The sequence below is a fragment of the Streptomyces sp. DH-12 genome (assembly GCF_002899455.1).
Taxonomy (GTDB): domain Bacteria; phylum Actinomycetota; class Actinomycetes; order Streptomycetales; family Streptomycetaceae; genus Streptomyces.
Window position 1 is genome coordinate 1,427,545 of the sequence record NZ_PPFB01000001.1, and the last position, 18,019, is coordinate 1,445,563.

16 protein-coding genes are annotated in these 18,019 nt (G+C 72.4%); 12 read left to right on the forward strand and 4 right to left on the reverse strand.

Annotated elements, in window-relative coordinates:
• Nucleotides 1-17: 17 nt before the first annotated feature.
• Nucleotides 18-623, reverse strand: coding sequence for an adenylosuccinate lyase (locus C1708_RS05325; RefSeq protein ID WP_106411560.1), 606 nt, complete (start codon nucleotides 621-623; stop codon nucleotides 18-20).
• 352 nt (nucleotides 624-975) lie between these two features.
• On the opposite strand from C1708_RS05325, the gene C1708_RS05330 reads away from it, so the two are divergent.
• From C1708_RS05330 to pssA, 9 genes are all read left to right on the forward strand, one after another.
• Nucleotides 976-2,781, forward strand: coding sequence for a 3-hydroxyacyl-CoA dehydrogenase family protein (locus tag C1708_RS05330; protein WP_106411561.1), 1,806 nt, complete (start codon nucleotides 976-978; stop codon nucleotides 2,779-2,781).
• A 163-nt stretch (nucleotides 2,782-2,944) separates the two neighbouring features.
• Nucleotides 2,945-3,760, forward strand: coding sequence for a TetR family transcriptional regulator (locus C1708_RS05335; protein ID WP_198602403.1), 816 nt, complete (start codon nucleotides 2,945-2,947; stop codon nucleotides 3,758-3,760).
• 379 nt (nucleotides 3,761-4,139) lie between these two features.
• A complete protein-coding gene (ccrA, locus tag C1708_RS05340; protein WP_106411563.1) occupies nucleotides 4,140-5,483 on the forward strand; it encodes a crotonyl-CoA carboxylase/reductase in 1,344 nt (447 codons plus the stop codon).
• A 14-nt stretch (nucleotides 5,484-5,497) separates the two neighbouring features.
• The gene (locus tag C1708_RS05345; RefSeq protein ID WP_106411564.1) at nucleotides 5,498-7,525 is read left to right on the forward strand and encodes an ethylmalonyl-CoA mutase; all 2,028 of its coding nucleotides are present in this window, start codon (nucleotides 5,498-5,500) and stop codon (nucleotides 7,523-7,525) included.
• A complete protein-coding gene (locus C1708_RS05350) occupies nucleotides 7,522-8,538 on the forward strand; it encodes an HpcH/HpaI aldolase/citrate lyase family protein (protein WP_241911161.1) in 1,017 nt (338 codons plus the stop codon). The genes C1708_RS05345 and C1708_RS05350 overlap by 4 nt, the downstream gene beginning before the upstream one ends.
• A gap of 5 nt (nucleotides 8,539-8,543) precedes the next feature.
• Nucleotides 8,544-9,056: a MaoC family dehydratase gene (locus tag C1708_RS05355; protein WP_106411565.1), complete on the forward strand. Its 513-nt coding sequence runs from the start codon at nucleotides 8,544-8,546 to the stop codon at nucleotides 9,054-9,056.
• 2 nt (nucleotides 9,057-9,058) lie between these two features.
• Nucleotides 9,059-10,264: an acyl-CoA dehydrogenase family protein gene (locus tag C1708_RS05360; RefSeq protein WP_106411566.1), complete on the forward strand. Its 1,206-nt coding sequence runs from the start codon at nucleotides 9,059-9,061 to the stop codon at nucleotides 10,262-10,264.
• 180 nt (nucleotides 10,265-10,444) lie between these two features.
• Entirely contained in the window at nucleotides 10,445-11,101 is a 657-nt protein-coding gene (locus tag C1708_RS05365) for a phosphatidylserine decarboxylase (protein ID WP_106411567.1), read from the forward strand.
• A 58-nt stretch (nucleotides 11,102-11,159) separates the two neighbouring features.
• Nucleotides 11,160-11,942 (forward strand): CDP-diacylglycerol--serine O-phosphatidyltransferase, encoded by a 783-nt coding sequence (gene pssA / locus C1708_RS05370; protein WP_004922882.1) that lies wholly within the window; start codon nucleotides 11,160-11,162, stop codon nucleotides 11,940-11,942.
• 216 nt (nucleotides 11,943-12,158) lie between these two features.
• Here the strand turns inward: pssA and C1708_RS05375 are convergent, their stop codons facing one another.
• A complete protein-coding gene (locus C1708_RS05375) occupies nucleotides 12,159-13,259 on the reverse strand; it encodes a glycerate kinase (protein WP_106411569.1) in 1,101 nt (366 codons plus the stop codon).
• A 197-nt stretch (nucleotides 13,260-13,456) separates the two neighbouring features.
• Here C1708_RS05375 and C1708_RS05380 point away from each other — a divergent pair, with 197 nt between their 5' ends.
• The 3 genes from C1708_RS05380 (at nucleotide 13,457) to C1708_RS05390 (ending at nucleotide 15,957) form a co-directional block, all read left to right on the forward strand.
• Nucleotides 13,457-14,539 carry an ADP-ribosylglycohydrolase family protein gene (locus tag C1708_RS05380; protein WP_106411570.1) on the forward strand — a complete coding sequence of 361 codons (1,083 nt, stop codon included), beginning with the start codon at nucleotides 13,457-13,459 and terminating at the stop codon, nucleotides 14,537-14,539.
• 136 nt (nucleotides 14,540-14,675) lie between these two features.
• Nucleotides 14,676-15,179, forward strand: coding sequence for an NUDIX domain-containing protein (locus C1708_RS05385; RefSeq protein ID WP_106411571.1), 504 nt, complete (start codon nucleotides 14,676-14,678; stop codon nucleotides 15,177-15,179).
• Nucleotides 15,180-15,231: 52 nt separating this feature from the next.
• Entirely contained in the window at nucleotides 15,232-15,957 is a 726-nt protein-coding gene (locus C1708_RS05390) for an SIR2 family NAD-dependent protein deacylase (RefSeq protein ID WP_106416162.1), read from the forward strand.
• Here the strand turns inward: C1708_RS05390 and C1708_RS05395 are convergent.
• Nucleotides 15,954-16,442: a methylated-DNA--[protein]-cysteine S-methyltransferase gene (locus tag C1708_RS05395; RefSeq protein WP_106411572.1), complete on the reverse strand. Its 489-nt coding sequence runs from the start codon at nucleotides 16,440-16,442 to the stop codon at nucleotides 15,954-15,956. The two genes, C1708_RS05390 and C1708_RS05395, sit on opposite strands and share 4 nt — an antisense overlap.
• 23 nt (nucleotides 16,443-16,465) lie before the next feature.
• The gene (locus tag C1708_RS05400) at nucleotides 16,466-17,971 is read right to left on the reverse strand and encodes an AlkA N-terminal domain-containing protein (RefSeq protein WP_106411573.1); all 1,506 of its coding nucleotides are present in this window, start codon (nucleotides 17,969-17,971) and stop codon (nucleotides 16,466-16,468) included.
• Between the last annotated feature and the right edge of the window lie 48 nt (nucleotides 17,972-18,019).

Below are 18,019 nucleotides of genomic sequence, written 5' to 3' on the forward strand. Positions count from 1 at the left end.
TGACGGTCCGTCACCCGCTAGCGCTGTCCGGGGATCCGTCCGCGCGCACCCCCCTGGCGCGGGATGCGGGCCAGGGCGCGCACCGCCGCCTCCGCCAGCACCGGATGGGCGAGGGCCTCGTTCAGCACGGACTCCGCGCGGGGGTCGCCGAGTTCGCCCAGCCCCTCCACGCAGGCGAGCGCGACCCTGCGGTAGGGGTCGTGCGGGCGCAGCCGGCGGCGGAGGGTGGTGATCAGGGCCGGGACCGCCTCGGGGGCGCGCAGCTCGGTGAGCAGGCGGACCGGGTGCAGGGCGTAGGCCACGCGGAGTTCGTTGGTGGCGAGGGCGGCGGCGGCGCGGGCGGTGCGCGGGTCGCCGAGGCGGGCCAGGGCGTGCGCGGCGGCGGCGCAGCGCGGCGGGTCGCGGTGGTTGAGGAGGAGCACCAGCGTCTCGAACGCCCGCCGGTCGCCCGCCGTGCCCAGCCGGAACGCGGCCAGTTCACGTGCCCACAGCGGCTGTCCGGGAGCGGTGAGGACACCGGCCAGGAGATCGTGGTCGTCCGTGGCGGCCAGCCGCTCGTACACCGCCGTTCCGCCGGACTCCGCCCGTAAGCGCTCCGTGAGCGTTCGCAACTCTTCGTCCATGCGACGAGGTTAGGCCGGTCACACCGGGCGCGGGAGCCACCTCACAATTCCGGGGGCTGGCGCGCTCGTTACCCGCGGGTTAAGCTCAGACGAGCGAGTTACCCACTCGCACCCTCCTCACGGCGGTCTGGTGACGCGGCCGCTGTGAGTCGCAGTCGGTTCGGTGCCCCGTGCACCGCAGTACGGCTCGGCCCCCGGGACAGGGCCGGCCGGATCCACCGCCGTCTCCTCGGCGGTCCGGGCGTGTGCGCTCGCAGCCCGGCCCACACCCGCATCCACGCACGCACCCGGTGCGCCCTCCGGCGCACCCGGGCGCCGCTTCCGTCGTCACCCTCATTCCTGGAGTCCCGCGATGGCCACTCCCCCGTCCCACACCCCCTTGTCCCCGCTCCGGACCGTCGCCGTGGTCGGCCTCGGCACGATGGGCACCGGCATCGCCGAGGTCCTGGCCGCCGCCGGCCGCGACGTGATCGGCATCGACGTCAGCGAGGCCCAGGCGGCGAAGTGCGTCGCCGCCCTGGAGGCCTCCACCGCCCGTGCCGTCGAGCGCGGCCGGCTGACCGGGCGGCAGCGCGAGGAGCTCCTCGCCCGGGTCACCACCGGCACCGACCTCTCGGCCGCGGCGCCCGCCGACCTGGTGATCGAGGTCGCCCCGGAGTCGTACGAGATCAAGCAGCAGATCCTCCGGGAGCTGGACGGCGTCGTGCGGCCGGACACCGTCCTGGCCACCGGCACCAACGCGCTGTCCGTGACCCGGCTCGCCGCCGACTCCGCCCGCCCGGAGCGCGTGCTGGGCATGCACTTCTTCAACCCGGCGCCCGCGATGAGGCTGGTCGAGGTCGTCTCCAGCGTGCTGACCGCGCCCGCCGCCGTCACCGCCGTCACCGACCTCGCCCTGGACCTGGGCAAGGAGCCGGTGGCGGTCGGCGACCGGCCCGGATTCGTCGCCGACGGCCTGCTGTTCGGCTACCTCAACCAGGCCGCCGCGATGTACGAGGCCAGGTACGCCTCCCGCGAGGACATCGACGCCGCGATGCGGCTGGGCTGCGGCCTGCCGATGGGCCCGCTGGCGCTGCTGGACCTGATCGGCATCGACACCGCCCGCACGGTCCTGGACGCCATGTACGCCGCCTCCCGCGACCGGCTGCACGCCCCCGCGCCGATCCTCAAGCAGCTCAGCGAGGCGGGCCTGACCGGCCGCAAGGCGGGCCGCGGCTTCTACACGTACGAGGCGCCCGGCAGCGGCGCGGTGGTGGACGACGCCCTCACCCCGCGTGCGGACGGCCCCTCGGTCCCCGGCCGTCCGGTGCGCTCGGTGGGCGTGGCCGGCTCGGGCACGATGGCGTCCGGGATCGCCGAGGTCTTCGCCAAGGCGGGCTTCGAGGTCGTCCTGGCCGCCCGCGGCGAGGAGAAGGCGCGGGCGGCGAAGGCCCGCGTCGGGAAGTCGCTGTCCCGGTCGGTCGACAAGGGCCGGATGACCGCCGAGGCCGCCGCGAGCACCCTGGACCTGATCCGTCCGACGGACGCCTACGACGACTTCGCCGACGTCGACCTCGCGGTCGAGGCGGTCGCCGAGGACCTGGAGGTCAAGCGGCAGCTGTTCGCCACGCTGGACAAGGTGTGCAAGCCGGGCGCGGTGCTCGCCACCACCACGTCCTCCCTGCCGGTCGTCGCCTGCGCCCGCGCCACCTCGCGTCCGCAGGACGTGATCGGCATGCACTTCTTCAACCCGGCGCCGGCCATGAAGCTGGTCGAGGTGGTGCGTACGGTGCTCACCGCCGACGACGTCCACGCCACCGTGCGCGAGGTCTGCGGGACGATCCGCAAGCACGCCGTGGACTGCGGCGACCGGGCCGGGTTCATCGTCAACGCGCTGCTGTTCCCGTACCTGAACAACGCGGTCAAGATGGTGCAGGAGCACTACGCCACCCTGGACGACATCGACGCCGCGATGAAGCTGGGCGGCGGCTATCCGATGGGTCCGTTCGAGCTGCTGGACGTCGTCGGGCTGGACGTGTCCCTGGCCATCGAGAAGGTGCTGCACCGCGAGTTCCGCGACCCGGGTCTGGCCCCGGCGCCCCTGCTGGAGCACCTGGTGGCCGCGGGCTGCCTCGGCCGCAAGACCGGCCGCGGCTTCCGCGAGTATGCCAGGCGCTGAGCGGTATCCCGGCGAGCCGTTCCAGGGCGGCGCCGAGTGGGGCGGGCTGCTGGACCCCGGCCGGTTCCCGCCGCCCGCCCGCGGCGCCCCTCCCCCGCCCCCCGAGGGCGGGGGAAGCCCCGGTCACGCGCACCGTGCCGCGCGCATGCAGTACGTTCAGGGCATGTCCCAGCCCGCCAAGTCCGTACGTACGCCAGCCACGACCGAGCCGCCGGAGTCCACCGCCGGCTCGCGTGCCGCCGCCCAGCGGCTGAAAATGCGCCGGGAGCTCGCGGCCGCCGCGATGGAGCTGTTCGCGACCAAGGGGTACGAGGCGACCACCGTCGACGAGATCGCGGCCGCCGCCGGGGTGGCCCGCCGCACGTTCTTCCGCCACTTCCGCTCCAAGGAGGAGGCGATCTTCCCGGACCACGACGACACCCTGGTGCGCGCCGAGGCGGTGCTCAACGCCGCTCCCGCGCACGAGCACCCGCTCGACACGGTGTGCCGGGGCATCAAGGAGGTCATGAAGATGTACGCGGCGCGGCCGGACATCTCGGTCGCCCGCTACAAGCTGACCCGCGAGGTGCCCACCCTGCGCGAGGCGGAGATCGCCTCGGTGGCCCGCTACGAGCGGCTGTTCACCCGCTATCTGCTGGGCCACTTCGACGAGCACGCGCACGACGACGACGCCAACGACGACCCGCTGCTGGCGGAGGTCGCCGCGTCCGCGGTGGTCACGGCGCACAACCACGTGCTGCGGCGCTGGCTGCGGGCGGGCGGCCAGGGCGACGTGGAGACGCAGCTGGACCACGCCTTCGCGATCGTGCGGAGGACCTTCGGCACGGGGATCATGGCGGGCCGGCGCACCGCCGCCCCGTCGCGGCCCCCGGCGGCCACGTCCTCCGCGCAGGGCGAGGTGCTGGTGACGGTGGCCCGCACCGACGCCCCGCTGGAAGAGGTCATGCAGGCCATCGAGCAGGCGCTCAAGGAGCGCTGAACCGCCCTCCACCGCTGTGATGACGGCCACCCCTCGGGGTGGCCGTTTTGCCATGTCAGGGGCGCTTTTCACCCGTGTTTCCGAGGCGCTTCGATCGATCATCGCTCATCTGAGGCGTAAAGATTTCACCTGAGAGCAAGTTCTGGCACGCAGTGCCTTGCCGACTGACACGGCGTGCCATACGTTGAAGGGGTCCGGGCGAGTCCCGGCGGGTCCACCACCCGCACGTCCGGACGCCTGCGTCACAGGCACCCTCCCGCGCAACCACGCGCTGCCGAAGCACCACCCGCCGAACCGACGGCACCCCTCACCCTCAGCAGCACACCGACGTAACCCTCAGCGCCCCTCCCTCAGGGCGCCCGTCGCCGGAGGCAACACCGTGACCGTCAAGGACATCCTGGCCGCGATCCAGTCGCCCGACTCCACGCCGGAGGACTTCGCCGCCCTGCCGCTCCCCGAGTCGTACCGCGGCGTCACCGTGCACAAGGACGAGACGGAGATGTTCGCGGGCCTCGCCACCCGCGACAAGGACCCCCGCAAGTCGCTCCACCTGGACGACGTGCCGCTGCCCGAACTGGGTCCCGGCGAGGCCCTGGTCGCCGTGATGGCCTCCTCGGTCAACTACAACTCGGTGTGGACCTCGATCTTCGAGCCGCTGTCCACCTTCGGGTTCCTCGAGCGCTACGGCCGCACCAGCGAGCTGGCCAAGCGCCACGACCTGCCGTACCACGTCATCGGCTCCGACCTCGCGGGCGTCGTGCTGCGCACCGGCCCCGGCGTCAACTCCTGGAAGCCCGGCGACGAGGTCGTCGCCCACTGCCTGTCCGTCGAGCTGGAGTCGTCCGACGGCCACAACGACACGATGCTCGACCCCGAGCAGCGGATCTGGGGCTTCGAGACCAACTTCGGCGGACTCGCCGAGATCGCGCTGGTGAAGTCCAACCAGCTGATGCCCAAGCCGGACCACCTCACCTGGGAGGAGGCCGCCGCCCCCGGCCTGGTCAACTCCACCGCCTACCGGCAGCTCGTCTCCCGCAACGGCGCCGGCATGAAGCAGGGCGACAACGTCCTCATCTGGGGCGCCAGCGGCGGACTCGGCTCCTACGCCACCCAGTTCGCGCTGGCCGGCGGCGCCAACCCGGTCTGCGTCGTCTCCAGCGAGCAGAAGGCGGACATCTGCCGCGCCATGGGCGCGGAGGCGATCATCGACCGCACCGCCGAGGGCTACAAGTTCTGGAAGGACGAGCACACCCAGGACCCCAAGGAGTGGAAGCGCTTCGGCAAGCGCATCCGCGAGCTCACCGGCGGCGAGGACATCGACATCGTCTTCGAGCACCCCGGCCGCGAGACCTTCGGCGCCTCGGTCTACGTCACCCGCAAGGGCGGCACCATCACCACGTGCGCCTCCACCTCGGGCTACATGCACCAGTACGACAACCGCTACCTGTGGATGTCCCTGAAGCGCATCATCGGCTCGCACTTCGCCAACTACCGCGAGGCCTGGGAGGCCAACCGGCTCATCGCGAAGGGCAGGATCCACCCGACCCTGTCGAAGGTGTACTCCCTGGAGGACACCGGCCAAGCCGCCCACGACGTGCACCGCAACCTCCACCAGGGCAAGGTCGGCGTGCTCTGCCTCGCGCCCGAGGAGGGCCTCGGCGTGCGCGACCACGAGAAGCGGGCCCGGCACATCGACGCCATCAACCGCTTCCGGAACGTCTGAGGGCGGGCGGAACCATGACAGAGCGCCAGAAGGACCGTCCGTGGCTCATGCGGACGTACGCCGGCCACTCGACCGCCGAGGCGTCCAACGAGCTGTACCGGCGCAACCTCGCCAAGGGCCAGACAGGGCTGTCGGTCGCCTTCGACCTGCCGACCCAGACCGGCTACGACCCCGACCACGTCCTCGCCCGCGGCGAGGTCGGCCGGGTCGGGGTGCCCGTCGCGCACCTCGGCGACATGCGCCGGCTGTTCCAGGACATCCCCCTGGAGCAGATGAACACCTCGATGACGATCAACGCCACCGCCATGTGGCTGCTGGCGCTCTACCAGGTCGTCGCCGAGGAGCAGGGCGCGGACATCACCAGGCTCCAGGGCACGACCCAGAACGACATCGTCAAGGAGTACCTGTCCCGCGGGACGCACGTCTTCCCGCCCGGGCCGTCGCTCCGCCTGACGACCGACATGATCGCGTACACGGTCTCCCACATCCCGAAGTGGAACCCGATCAACATCTGCAGCTACCACCTGCAGGAGGCCGGGGCCACGCCGGTGCAGGAGATCGCGTACGCGATGTCCACCGCGATCGCCGTGCTCGACGCGGTGCGCGACAGCGGCCAGGTGCCGCAGGAGCGCATGGGCGACGTGGTCGGCCGCATCTCCTTCTTCGTGAACGCGGGCGTGCGCTTCATCGAGGAGATGTGCAAGATGCGCGCCTTCGGCCGCATCTGGGACACCCTCACCCGCGAGCGGTACGGCATCGAGAACCCCAAGCACCGCCGCTTCCGCTACGGCGTCCAGGTCAACTCCCTCGGGCTGACCGAGGCGCAGCCGGAGAACAACGTCCAGCGCATCGTGCTGGAGATGCTGGCCGTCACCCTCTCCAAGGACGCCCGCGCCCGTGCCGTGCAGCTGCCCGCCTGGAACGAGGCGCTGGGCCTGCCCCGCCCCTGGGACCAGCAGTGGTCGCTGCGCATCCAGCAGGTCCTCGCCTACGAGAGCGACCTGCTGGAGTACGACGACCTCTTCGAGGGGTCGAAGGTCGTCGAGGCCAAGGTCGAGGAGCTGGTCGCCGAGGCGACCGCGGAGATCGGGCGGATCCAGGAGATGGGCGGCGCGATGGCCGCCGTGGAGTCCGGCTACCTCAAGTCCCAGCTGGTCTCCTCGCACGCCGCGCGCCGGGCCCGGATCGAGTCCGGCGAGGAGAAGATCATCGGGGTCAACGCCTTCGAGTCCACCGAGCCCAACCCGCTCACCGCCGACCTGGACACCGCCATCCAGACCGTCGACCCCGCGGTCGAGGCCCGGGTGATCGCCTCGCTGCAGAACTGGCGCGACACCCGCTACCAGCCGCCCTTCAACCACCCGCGCCCCTGCAAGGCGCTGGAGAGGCTGAAGGAGGCCGCGCGCGGCACCGAGAACCTGATGGAGGCCACCCTGGAATGCGCCCGGGCCGGCGTCACCACCGGCGAGTGGGCCGGCGCGCTGCGCGAGGTGTTCGGCGAGTTCCGGGCGCCGACCGGGGTCTCCTCGGCTCCCGTCGCGGTCGCCGCCGAGAAGGGCTCCGCCCTGTCGGAGGTCCGCCGGAAGGTGGAACGCACGGCGCGGGACCTGGGCGTGGGCAAACTGCGCTTCCTGGTCGGCAAGCCGGGCCTGGACGGCCACTCCAACGGCGCCGAGCAGATCGCCGTGCGGGCCCGCGACGCCGGGTTCGAGGTGGTCTACCAGGGCATCCGGCTCACCCCGGAGCAGATCGTGGACGCCGCGCTGGCGGAGGACGTGCACGCGGTGGGCCTGTCGATCCTCTCCGGATCGCATGCCCAGCTGGTGCCGGACGTGCTCGAACGGCTCCGTGTGGCCGGCGCCACGGACATTCCCGTGATCGCCGGTGGCATCATCCCCAGCGGTGACGCCGAACAGCTGCGGGCCGCGGGAGTCGCCGCGGTCTTCACCCCGAAGGACTTCGACATCACCGGGATCATCGGCCGCATCGTCGACGAGATCCGCACCGCGAACAAGCTCGACCCCCTGGAGGTCCCCGCATGACCGCCCGTCCGTCGCCCGCCACCGCCCTTCCAACGGGCGGCTCCGCCGCACAGCCCCCTGTCGACCGCCTCCGCCCCCGGCGTTCCTGCCTGGCGGTGCCGGGCTCGAACCCGCGCTTCCTGGAGAAGGCCCAGAGCCTCCCGGCGGACCAGGTCTTCCTGGACCTGGAGGACGCCTGCGCGCCGCTCGCCAAGCCCGAGGCGCGGCACACCATCGTGAAGTTCCTCAACGAGGGCGACTGGACCGGCAAGACCCGCGTCGTGCGCGTCAACGACTGGACGACCGAGTGGACGTACCGGGACGTCGTGACGGTCGTCGAGGGCGCGGGACCGAACCTCGACTGCATCATGCTGCCGAAGGTGCAGGACGCCCAGCAGGTCGTCGCGCTCGACCTGCTGCTGACGCAGATCGAGAAGACGATGGGCTTCGAGGTCGGCCGCATCGGCATCGAGGCGCAGATCGAGAACGCGCGGGGGCTGAACAACGTCAACGAGATCGCCCAGGCCTCCCCGCGCCTGGAGACCGTCATCTTCGGCCCGGCCGACTTCATGGCGTCCATCAACATGAAGTCGCTGGTGGTCGGCGAGCAGCCGCCCGGCTACCCGGCGGACGCCTACCACTACATCCTGATGAAGATCCTGATGGCCGCCCGCGCCAACGACCTCCAGGCGATCGACGGCCCCTACCTGCAGATCCGCAACGTCGACGGCTTCCGCGAGGTGGCCGGCCGCGCCGCCGCCCTCGGCTTCGACGGCAAGTGGGTGCTGCACCCCGGCCAGGTCGACGCCGCCAACGAGGTCTTCTCGCCCTCGCAGGAGGACTACGACCACGCCGAGCTGATCCTGGACGCCTACGGCTACTACACGTCCGAGGCGGGCGGCAAGAAGGGCTCCGCGATGCTCGGCGACGAGATGATCGACGAGGCCAGCCGCAAGATGGCCCTGGTCATCGCGGGCAAGGGCCGCGCCGCCGGCATGCGGCGCACATCGACGTTCGAGATCCCGGAGGCCTGACCGGCATGCAGTTCGGACGCACCTACGAGGAGTTCGAGGTCGGGGCGACGTACAAGCACTGGCCGGGCAAGACGGTCACCGAGTACGACGACCACCTCTTCTGCCTCCTCACCATGAACCACCACCCGCTCCACATGGACGCCAACTATGCGGAGAGGACGACGGACTTCGGCAGGAACGTCGTCGTCGGGAACTACATCTACTCGCTGCTGCTCGGCATGAGCGTGCCGGACATCTCCGGCAAGGCGATCGCCAACCTGGAGATCGAGTCGCTCAAGCACGTGGCGCCGACCTTCCACGGCGACACGGTCTACGGCCAGACGACCGTGCTCGACAAGTGGCCGTCGAAGTCGAGGAACGACCGCGGGATCGTGTACGTCGAGACCAAGGGCTACAAGCAGGACGGGACGCTGGTCTGCGTGTTCCGCCGCAAGGTGATGGTGCCGACCGAGACGTACACCAAGGAGCGCGGCGGCGAGCAGCCCGGCCGCCCGGAACTCAGGGAGCAGGAGAAGTAGCCATGGCGCGACTCGCCCAGACGGCCGGTCTGACCGACGTCCAGCAGGAGATCCTCTCCACCGTCCGGGACTTCGTGGACAAGGAGATCATCCCGGTCGCCACCGAGCTGGAGCACCGCGACGAGTACCCGCAGCAGATCGTCGACGGGCTCAGGGAATTGGGCCTGTTCGGCCTGATGATCCCCGAGGAGTACGGCGGTCTGGGCGAGTCCCTCCTCACGTACGCGTTGTGCGTGGAGGAGATCGCCCGCGGCTGGATGTCGGTGTCCGGCATCATCAACACGCACTTCATCGTGGCGTACATGCTGAAGCAGCACGGCACGCGGGAGCAGAAGGAGCACTTCCTTCCGCGGATGGCGGCCGGCGACGTCCGCGGCGCCTTCTCGATGTCGGAGCCGGGCCTCGGCTCCGACGTGTCGGCCATCACCTCCAAGGCGGTGAAGGACGGCGACGCGTACGTCCTCAACGGCCAGAAGATGTGGCTGACGAACGGCGGGACGTCCTCCCTGGTGGCCGTTCTGGTGCGAAGTGACGAAGGACACCCCGAGGGCGCCGCGCCGCACAAGTCGATGACCACCTTCCTGGTGGAGAAGGAGCCGGGCTTCGGCGAGGTCCGTCCGGGCCTGACCATCCCCGGCAAGATCGACAAGATGGGCTACAAGGGTGTCGACACGACCGAGCTCATCATGGACGACCTGCGCGTTCCCGCCGATCGGGTGCTCGGCGGCGTCACCGGCCGAGGTTTTTACCAGATGATGGACGGCGTGGAGGTCGGCCGCGTGAACGTCGCGGCGCGTGGCTGCGGCGTCGCGCAGCGTGCCTTCGAGCTGGGCGTCCGGTACGCCCAGCAGCGTCACACTTTCGGCAGGCCGATCGCCCAGCACCAGGCCATCCAGTTCAAGCTGGCGGAGATGGCTACCAAGGTGGAGGCCGCGCATGCCATGATGGTCAACGCAGCACGCAAAAAGGACTCCGGTGAACGAAACGACCTTGAGGCAGGGATGGCGAAGTACCTCGCCTCCGAGTACTGCAAGGAGGTCGTGGAGGACGCCTTCCGGATCCACGGCGGCTACGGCTTCTCCAAGGAGTACGAGATCGAGCGCCTCTACCGGGAGGCCCCGATGCTGCTGATCGGTGAGGGCACCGCCGAGATCCAGAAAATGATCATCGGCCGCCGACTGCTCGAAGAGTATCGATTCCAGGGTTGACAGGGGTCAGATGTCCGGATACGGGGTGTTTTCTTGAGGAAGAGGATCACACCCCGTATGCGCTCTTCGGCCGCCGACTTGGTTGCCTGGCTTACCCAGTTGCGGCCCGGAGCCGCTACGATCGCCGGAAAGCCGCCGTCCCCCGCAGTTGCGCGGCATCATCCGCTACGAAGGTCATCCATGCCCCACAGCCAAACCTCTGCACACCGCGACAGCCTCGCCGGCGTACGCCTCGCGCGCGGAGCCTCGCCGTGGCTTCTGCCGACCGTCGCCACCGCAGCCGTGAGCCTGCTGCGCGCCCGCCGCTCGGGCGCCGCCAAGGCCGTCGCCGTTCCCGCCACCGCGCTCGCGGCGGGGATGCTGTGGTTCTTCCGCGACCCCGAGCGCGAGGTCGCCCAGGGCCGCGTCATCTCCCCGGCCGACGGTGTGGTGCAGAGCATCATGCCCTGGAAGGACGGACGCACCCGCGTCGCGATCTTCATGAGCCCGCTCAACGTCCACGTGAACCGCGCCCCCCTGGCCGGCACCGTGACGTCGGTCGAGCACATCCCCGGTGGCTTCGTTCCCGCCTTCAACAAGGAGAGCGAGAACAACGAGCGCGTGGTGTGGCACTTCGACACCGAGCTCGGCGACATCGAGATGGTCCAGATCGCCGGCGCGGTGGCCCGCCGCATCGTCCCCTACGTGCCCCAGGGCACCAAGGTCGAGCAGGGCGAGCGCATCGGCCTCATCCGCTTCGGCTCGCGTGTCGACATCTACCTGCCCGAGGGCGTCGAGGTCGATGTCGAGGTGGGCCAGAAGACCGTGGCTGGGGTGACTCGCATTGACCGTGGTTGATCCAGAGACCCAGGCGGGCTGGGTGCCGAAGACCGACGACGCGGACGACGACGAGGAGATGCCTCTGTCGCTGCGCCTGTCGATAGCGGACACCCTCACACTGGGCAACGCCACGTGCGGCTTCATGGCGGTGTACTTCACCACCACCGGCATCCTGATCCCGCACCTGCAGGGCAGCCAGGAGACCGGCATGGCCCGCCACAGCGCGGCCACCGCGGTCATCCTGATGCTGTGCGCGGCGGTCTTCGACCTGTTCGACGGCCTGGTGGCGCGCAAGCTGCGCTCCTCGCCGATGGGCGCCGAGCTGGACAACCTCTCGGACCTGATCAGCTTCGGCCTCGCGCCGGCGTACTTCGTCCTCGTCTACGGCATGGTCGCGGACGACGCGCACCAGAGAGTGGCCGCGGTCGGGGCGATCGTGGTGCTGCTGGCGGTGGTGCTGAGACTGGCGCGGTTCTCCTGCGTCACGGTGAAGGACGGCACCTTCCAGGGCATGCCGTCCCCCTTCGGGGCGCTGACGGTCGTGTCGATCGTCCTCCTCGAGCTGCCGTTCGTGGCGACGCTGCTGGCGATCATCGGCACGGCCTGGCTGATGGTCAGCCGCGTCGAGTACCCGAAGCCGCGGGGGCGCCTCGCCGTGGCGATGCTGTCGTGGATCGTGCTGTCGATGGGGCTGCTGGCGGCATGGGCCTTCGACGCGCCGAGCGGGCAGCTGCTGCTGCAGACCGGGTGCGCTCTGCAGCTGGTGATGGGGGCGGTGATTCCGCTGTTCGCGACGGCGCGGCGGGTGAACAACTTCCGCGACAACCGTCGCGAGGCGAGGGCGGCGCAGTTGCCGTAGCGCCGGCGCGCGGGCTTCGAAGGGCCCTGGACCCACGGTGTGGGTCCAGGGCCCTTCGCCTTCTCTGCCCGCCCACCCGGCCCGGCTGTTCGAAGGCGGCCGTCAGGCGCCCTCAGCCCGTCCGGCGTTCGAGGGCGAGGCCCGCCGGGGCCGAGCGGGGGCCTGAGGCGGAGCCCCCGGGACGGGGAGGACGAGGGCGGAGGGGGCGCGGACGCCTCAGGCGAGGTGATCGCGGGCGATCCGCTCGCCCGTGCGCTCCAGAAGCGCTCCCGCCTCGGCGACGCACACCGCCACGTCCGGCTCCAGGTCCGTCAGGGCGTACGCACGCCGGATACCGGCCTCGCCCAGCACCTCGGCCGGCAAGGCCAGCCGCCCGCACACCGCGACCACGTCCTTCCCCGCCGCCCGCGCAGCCGCGGCGACCCCCGCCGGCGCCTTCCCGTGCAGCGTCTGCGCGTCCAGCGACCCCTCCCCCGTGATCACCAGATCCGCCCGCTCCAGCGCGGAAGCGAACCCCAGCACGTCCAGCATCACCTCGATACCGGGACGGAACCGCGCCCCCACCAGCAACGCCCCGAACCCGAGGCCCCCCGCCGCCCCCGCCCCCGGCGACGCCGCCGGCGCGGAAGCGTCCAGCACCTTCACGAAGTGCCCCAGCGCCGCGTCCAGCCGCTCCACGTCCCCCGGCGAGGCGCCCTTCTGCGGCCCGTACACCGCCGCCGCGCCCTTCGGCCCGGTCAACGGATTGTCGACGTCGCTCGCGAGCACGAACTCCACCGACCGAAGCCGCGGGTCCAGCCCGGACAGATCCGCGGTCGCCACCTCCGCGAGCGCCGCGCCCCCCGGCCCCACCGGATCCCCCGACGCCGTCAGGAACCGCGCGCCCAGCGCCGTCAGCATCCCGGCCCCGCCGTCGGTCGTCGCGCTGCCGCCGACGCCGAACACGATGCTCCGCGCCCCCGCGTCCAGCGCGGCCCGCAACAGCTCCCCGGAGCCGTACGTCGACGCGGTGAGCGGCGCGAGGACCCCCTCCGGCAGCCGCTGCAGCCCGCTGGCCTCCGCCATCTCGACGACCGCGGTGCCGTCCCGCAGCGCGTAGGCCGCGGTCACCTCGTCGCCGAGGGGTCCGGTGACCCGCACCTCGTGCCGTGCGAACCCGGCCGCCACGGCCGCCGCGACGGTGCCGTCGCCGCCGTCGGCCACCGGCAGCGCCTCGACCTCGAGGTCCGCCCGGACCCGGCGCAGCCCCGCGGTGACCCGCTCGGCGACCTCCACGGCCGTCAGCGACCCCTTGAACTTGTCCGCGGCGACCAGCACCCGCTGTGCCGACGGCGTCGTACGCGTACCGCTTCCTGCAGCGTCCGCCACTTGCCCTCCCCTCGCTCATCGGGCCCCGCGCCCGTGCCGGGGCCTGTCGCGCCGCTGCGACCCTAACCGCCGGGCGCCGGGCCCGTCATGCCCCGACCGGCCCGTGGACCGGCACACAACCGCCCGGAAACGGGTAGACCGGTCCCATGACCGCCATGACCGACGTGACCCACGGGGCCGGGCTCGCCGACCGCGTCCTCGGCGGCTGGCTGGGCCGGATCGCCGGCAACATGCTCGGCAAGCCGGTGGAGCAGGGCGAGGTGTGGACGCGGGACCGCATCGACCGCTACCTGCGGGCGACGGACGCGCTGCCGCTCACCGACTACCTGCCCGGCCCGCCGACGGAGGACGACGCGCGGGCGCTGCGCCCGGAGTGGCGGGCTTGCGTGCGCGGCCGGGTGCACGGCAGCTGCCGGGACGACGACGTCGACTACGCGATCCTCGGCCTGCACCTGCTGGAGACGCACGGCTTCGGCTTCAGCACCGAGCAGGTCGGCGACCTGTGGCTGCTGCGGCTGCCGTACCTGCAGACGTTCACCGCCGAGCGGGCGGCGTACCGGAACCTCGCCAACGGTCTGCGGCCGCCGCTGACGGCGACGTACGAGAACCCGTACCAGGAGTGGATCGGCGCGCTGATCCGCGCCGACGTGCACGGCTGGACCTCGCCGGGCGCCCCGCGCCGGGCCGCCGCGCTGGCCCGCAAGGACGCGGTGCTGTCCCACACGGGCAACGGGGTGTACGGCGCGATGTGGGCGGCGGCGCTGGTCGCGGCGGCGTTCACGGCGCGGACGGCGCGGCGGGCGGTGGACGAGGCGCTGACGGTGATCCCGGCGAGCAGCCGGCTGGCGCGCACGGTGCGCCGGGTGACGTCGCTGCACGAGAGCGGGCTGCCGTGGGAGGACACGCTCACCACGCTGGAGGAGGAGACGGCGGGCCTCGGCTGGATCCACACGGTCCCGAACGCGGCCGTGATCACCGCCGGTCTGCTGTACGGCGACGGCGACTTCTCGCGGAGCGTCGCGCTGACGGTGCGGGGCGGTCTGGACACGGACTCCAACGGCGCGACGGCCGGTTCGGTGGCGGGCGTGATGTGCGGGGCCGCGGCCGTGCCGGACCAGTGGAAGGAGCCGCTTCAGGACACGGTGCGCAGCGCGGTCTTCGGGTTCGACGGGGTGCGGATCAGCGAGCTGGCGGAGCGGACGCTGCGGCTGGCGCAGGCGGAGACCTGAGCCCGCGGCGCCGCCGGCCGTGCTCCGGCGTGTGCGCCCGCCGTGTCGATCTTGGGACGGCGTGTGCTGCCGTGCGCCCGGGCGGGCGGACCGCGACCGCCCCGGCGGGACCCGCGACGGCCGTTACCCTTCCCGCATGACCACCACGCAGGACACCCAGGACTTCGCCGCCTACATCGCCTCCCTCCCCCGTGTCCTCGCCGGGGCCGCCGCCCTCTTCCGCGACGCGCGGGGGCGGGTGCTGCTCGTCGAGCCGAACTACCGGGAGGGGTGGGCGCTGCCCGGCGGAACGATCGAGTCGGACGACGGGGAGAGCCCGCGCGACGGGGCGCGGCGGGAGACGGCCGAGGAGATCGGCCTGGACCGGCCGCTGGGGCGCCTCCTGGCGGTGGACTGGGTGCGGACGCCGGGCGTCCCGCCGCTGGTGGCGTACCTGTACGACGGCGGTGTGCTCGGCGAGGACGAGCTGAGGGCGATCCGGCTGCAGGAGGAGGAGCTGCTGTCGTGGCGGCTGGTGGAGCGCGAGGAGATCACCGCGCACCTCCCCGGCTCCCTGGGCCGCCGGGTCCTCGCCGCGCTGGACGTGCTCGCGGACGGTTCGGGCACGGCGGAGCTGGAGGACGGCCGCCGGGTGCACTGACCCGGCAGGAATGCGCTCGCCGGACGTGCCGCGTCCGCCCTACCCTCGCGGCATGAGCAAGCCCCTCGTCGCCCTCCTGACCGGTGCCGGTGTGAGCACGGACTCCGGCATTCCCGACTACCGCGGGCCGGCCGGACTGTGGCGCCGCGACCCGGACGCCGAGAAGCTCGTGACGTACGCGTACTACATGGACGACCCGGGGATCCGCCGCCGGTCGTGGCGGATGCGGCAGGAGACCTTCGCCGCGCTGCCCGAGCCGAACGCCGCCCACCGCGCGGTCGCCGAGCTGGCGCGGTCCGGGGTGGCCGTGCGGGTGATCACCCAGAACGTGGACGGCCTGCACCAGCTCGGCGGCATGCCGGACCGCAAGGTGCTGGAGCTCCACGGCACGGCGCGCAGCGTCGTCTGCACCACGTGCCGGGCGCGGACCCCGATGGAGGACGCCCTGGCCCGCCTGGCGGCCGGCGAGGACGACCCGCCCTGCACGGACTGCGGCGGCATCCTCAAGCCGGCGACGGTGATGTTCGGCGAGGCGCTGGACCCGGCGGTGCTCGGCGAGGCGGTGGCGATCACGAAGGCCTGCACGCTGTTCATCGCCGTCGGCACCAGCCTCCAGGTCCACCCCGCGGCGGGCCTCGCCCAGGTGGCCGTCGACCACGGCGCCCGCCTGATCGTCGTCAACGCGGAACCGACGCCGTACGACGACCTGGCGGACGAGGTCGTACGGGAACCGATCGGCACGTCGCTGCCGGCGCTGCTGCGGCGGATCGCCGCCTAGAACAGGGCCGTCCCGCGTTCGAGGTCCAGCAGGCGCCGCTTGCGGTCCAGGCCGCCGCCGTAGCCGGTGAGGCTGCCTGTGGAGCCGACGACCCGGTGGCACGGGACGATGATGCCGACCGGGTTGCGGCCGTTCGCGAGGCCGACCGCGCGGGAGGCCTTGGGGTTGCCGAGGACGCCGGCGAGCTGGCCGTAGGTGCGGGTCTCGCCGTAGGGGATGCGCGTCAGCTGCTCCCACACCCGGCGCTGGAACGGGGTGCCGTGCAGGCGCAGTGGGACGGTGAACTCCTTGAGCTCACCCGCGAAGTAGGCGGCGAGCTGCTCCTTGGTCTCGGCGAAGGCGGAGGAGGCGTCGTCGGGGACGCCGAAGGTCTCCTCCGCCGGGCGGTGCCGCTGGTCGCTCATGTAGAGGCCGCACAGCACGCCGTCGTCGGCGACGAGGGTCAGGGGACCGTAGGGGCTGTCGGTGACGGTGTGCTGTCTCATCGGAGGGGAGTCCTCGGGGTGCGTCAGGCCGGAAGGAAGTTGACGGGGTGGTCGTCGGTCGCCCAGAGGTACTGGACCGCGTAGGCACGCCAGGGGCGCCAGGCGGCGGCGCGGGCGGTGAGGGCGGCCGGGGTGGAGGGGAGGCCGAGGGCGCGGGCGGCGCGCCGGACGCCGAGGTCGGTGGGGAGGAAGGCGTCGGGGTCGCCGAGGGCGCGCATGGCGATGACGTCGGCCGTCCAGGGGCCGAAGCCGGGGAGGGCGAGGAGCGCGGCGCCGGTCTCGGCCCGGTCGCTGTCGGGGCCCAGGCGGAGATCGCCGTCCGCGAGCCGGCGGACCAGGGTGGTGAGGGTGGTGCGGCGGGTGCGGGGCATGGCGAGGGTGTCCGGGTCGAGCGCGGCCAGCTCCTCGGGCGTCGGGAAGAGGTGGGTGAGGCCGCCCTCGGGGTCGTCGACCGGGGTGCCGTGCGCGGTGACCAGGCGGGCCGCGTGGGTGCGCGCGGCGGCCGTGGACACCTGTTGTCCGAGGACCGCGCGGACGGCGAACTCCGCCTCGTCGACCGTGCGCGGCACCCGGCGGCCGGGTGCCTTGTCGACCAGGGGCGCGAGCACCGGGTCGGCCCGCAGCTGCTCGTCGACGGCGACCGGGTCGGCGTCGAGGTCGAGCAGGCGGCGGCAGCGGCTGATGGCGACGGTCAGGTCCCGGGGGTCGCTCAGGGCGAGCCGGCAGGCGATGTGGTCGGGGCGTGGGGCCAGCGCCACGATGCCGTGTCCGTACGGGAGCCGCAGCGTGCGCCGGTAGGAGCCGATGGGGGCACCGTCCACGCCTTGAGGGCTGTGGGGGAGCCACTCCTCCACGCCCGGTACGGCGGTGGCGGCGAGGTGGCCGAAGAGGTTGTCGGGGTTGAGCGGGGCGCGGAACGGCAGGCGCAGGGTGAGTGTGCCCGGGGTGTCGCGGGCAGAGGCGTCCCGCGGGGTCCGGGCGCGCAGTTCGCCGGGGGTGAGCGCGTACACCTCGCGCACGGTGTCGTTGAAGGCGCGGACGGAGGAGAAGCCGGCCGCGAAGGCGACGTCCGCCATCGGCAGGTCCGTCGTCTCGACGAGCGTCCGCGCGGTCTGCGCGCGCTGGGCCCGGGCCAGGGCGAGGGGTCCCGCGCCCAGCTCGGCGAACAGCTGGCGTTCGATCTGCCGGGTGCTGTAGCCGAGGCGGGCGGCGAGTCCGGGGACGCCCTCGCGGTCGACGACGCCGTCGGCGATCAGCCGCATGGCGCGGGCGGTGAGGTCGGCCCGCCGGTTCCACTCCGGGGAGCCGGGGCTGGTGTCGGGGCGGCAGCGTTTGCAGGCGCGGAACCCGGCCCGCTGGCAGGCTGCCGCGCTCGGGTGGAACACCATGTTCTCCGGCTTCGGCGGGACCACGGGGCAGCTGGGCCGGCAGTAGATGCCGGTGGTCAGGACGGCGGTGTAGAACCAGCCGTCGAACCGCGCGTCCTTCGACCGCACGGCGCGCACGCAGCGCTCGGTGTCGGTGTACATCCCCTGATACATGTCTCAAGGATCGGGCATCGGGGCGTGGCCGGTCTG

What these genes read in the sequence shown, in the direction of transcription:
- C1708_RS05390 (WP_106416162.1), top strand. Translation starts at nt 15,232, where the DNA reads ATGAGCAAGCCCCTCGTCGCCCTCCTGACCGGTGCCGGTGTGAGCACG.
- C1708_RS05385 (WP_106411571.1), top strand. Translation starts at nt 14,676, where the DNA reads ATGACCACCACGCAGGACACCCAGGACTTCGCCGCCTACATCGCCTCC.
- C1708_RS05355 (WP_106411565.1), top strand. Translation starts at nt 8,544, where the DNA reads ATGCAGTTCGGACGCACCTACGAGGAGTTCGAGGTCGGGGCGACGTAC.
- C1708_RS05400 (WP_106411573.1), bottom strand. Translation starts at nt 17,971, where the DNA reads ATGTACACCGACACCGAGCGCTGCGTGCGCGCCGTGCGGTCGAAGGAC.
- C1708_RS05380 (WP_106411570.1), top strand. Translation starts at nt 13,457, where the DNA reads ATGACCGCCATGACCGACGTGACCCACGGGGCCGGGCTCGCCGACCGC.
- pssA (WP_004922882.1), top strand. Translation starts at nt 11,160, where the DNA reads ATGCCTCTGTCGCTGCGCCTGTCGATAGCGGACACCCTCACACTGGGC.
- C1708_RS05325 (WP_106411560.1), bottom strand. Translation starts at nt 623, where the DNA reads ATGGACGAAGAGTTGCGAACGCTCACGGAGCGCTTACGGGCGGAGTCC.
- C1708_RS05360 (WP_106411566.1), top strand. Translation starts at nt 9,059, where the DNA reads ATGGCGCGACTCGCCCAGACGGCCGGTCTGACCGACGTCCAGCAGGAG.
- C1708_RS05345 (WP_106411564.1), top strand. Translation starts at nt 5,498, where the DNA reads ATGACAGAGCGCCAGAAGGACCGTCCGTGGCTCATGCGGACGTACGCC.
- C1708_RS05365 (WP_106411567.1), top strand. Translation starts at nt 10,445, where the DNA reads ATGCCCCACAGCCAAACCTCTGCACACCGCGACAGCCTCGCCGGCGTA.
- C1708_RS05395 (WP_106411572.1), bottom strand. Translation starts at nt 16,442, where the DNA reads ATGAGACAGCACACCGTCACCGACAGCCCCTACGGTCCCCTGACCCTC.
- C1708_RS05330 (WP_106411561.1), top strand. Translation starts at nt 976, where the DNA reads ATGGCCACTCCCCCGTCCCACACCCCCTTGTCCCCGCTCCGGACCGTC.
- C1708_RS05350 (WP_241911161.1), top strand. Translation starts at nt 7,522, where the DNA reads ATGACCGCCCGTCCGTCGCCCGCCACCGCCCTTCCAACGGGCGGCTCC.
- C1708_RS05335 (WP_198602403.1), top strand. Translation starts at nt 2,945, where the DNA reads ATGTCCCAGCCCGCCAAGTCCGTACGTACGCCAGCCACGACCGAGCCG.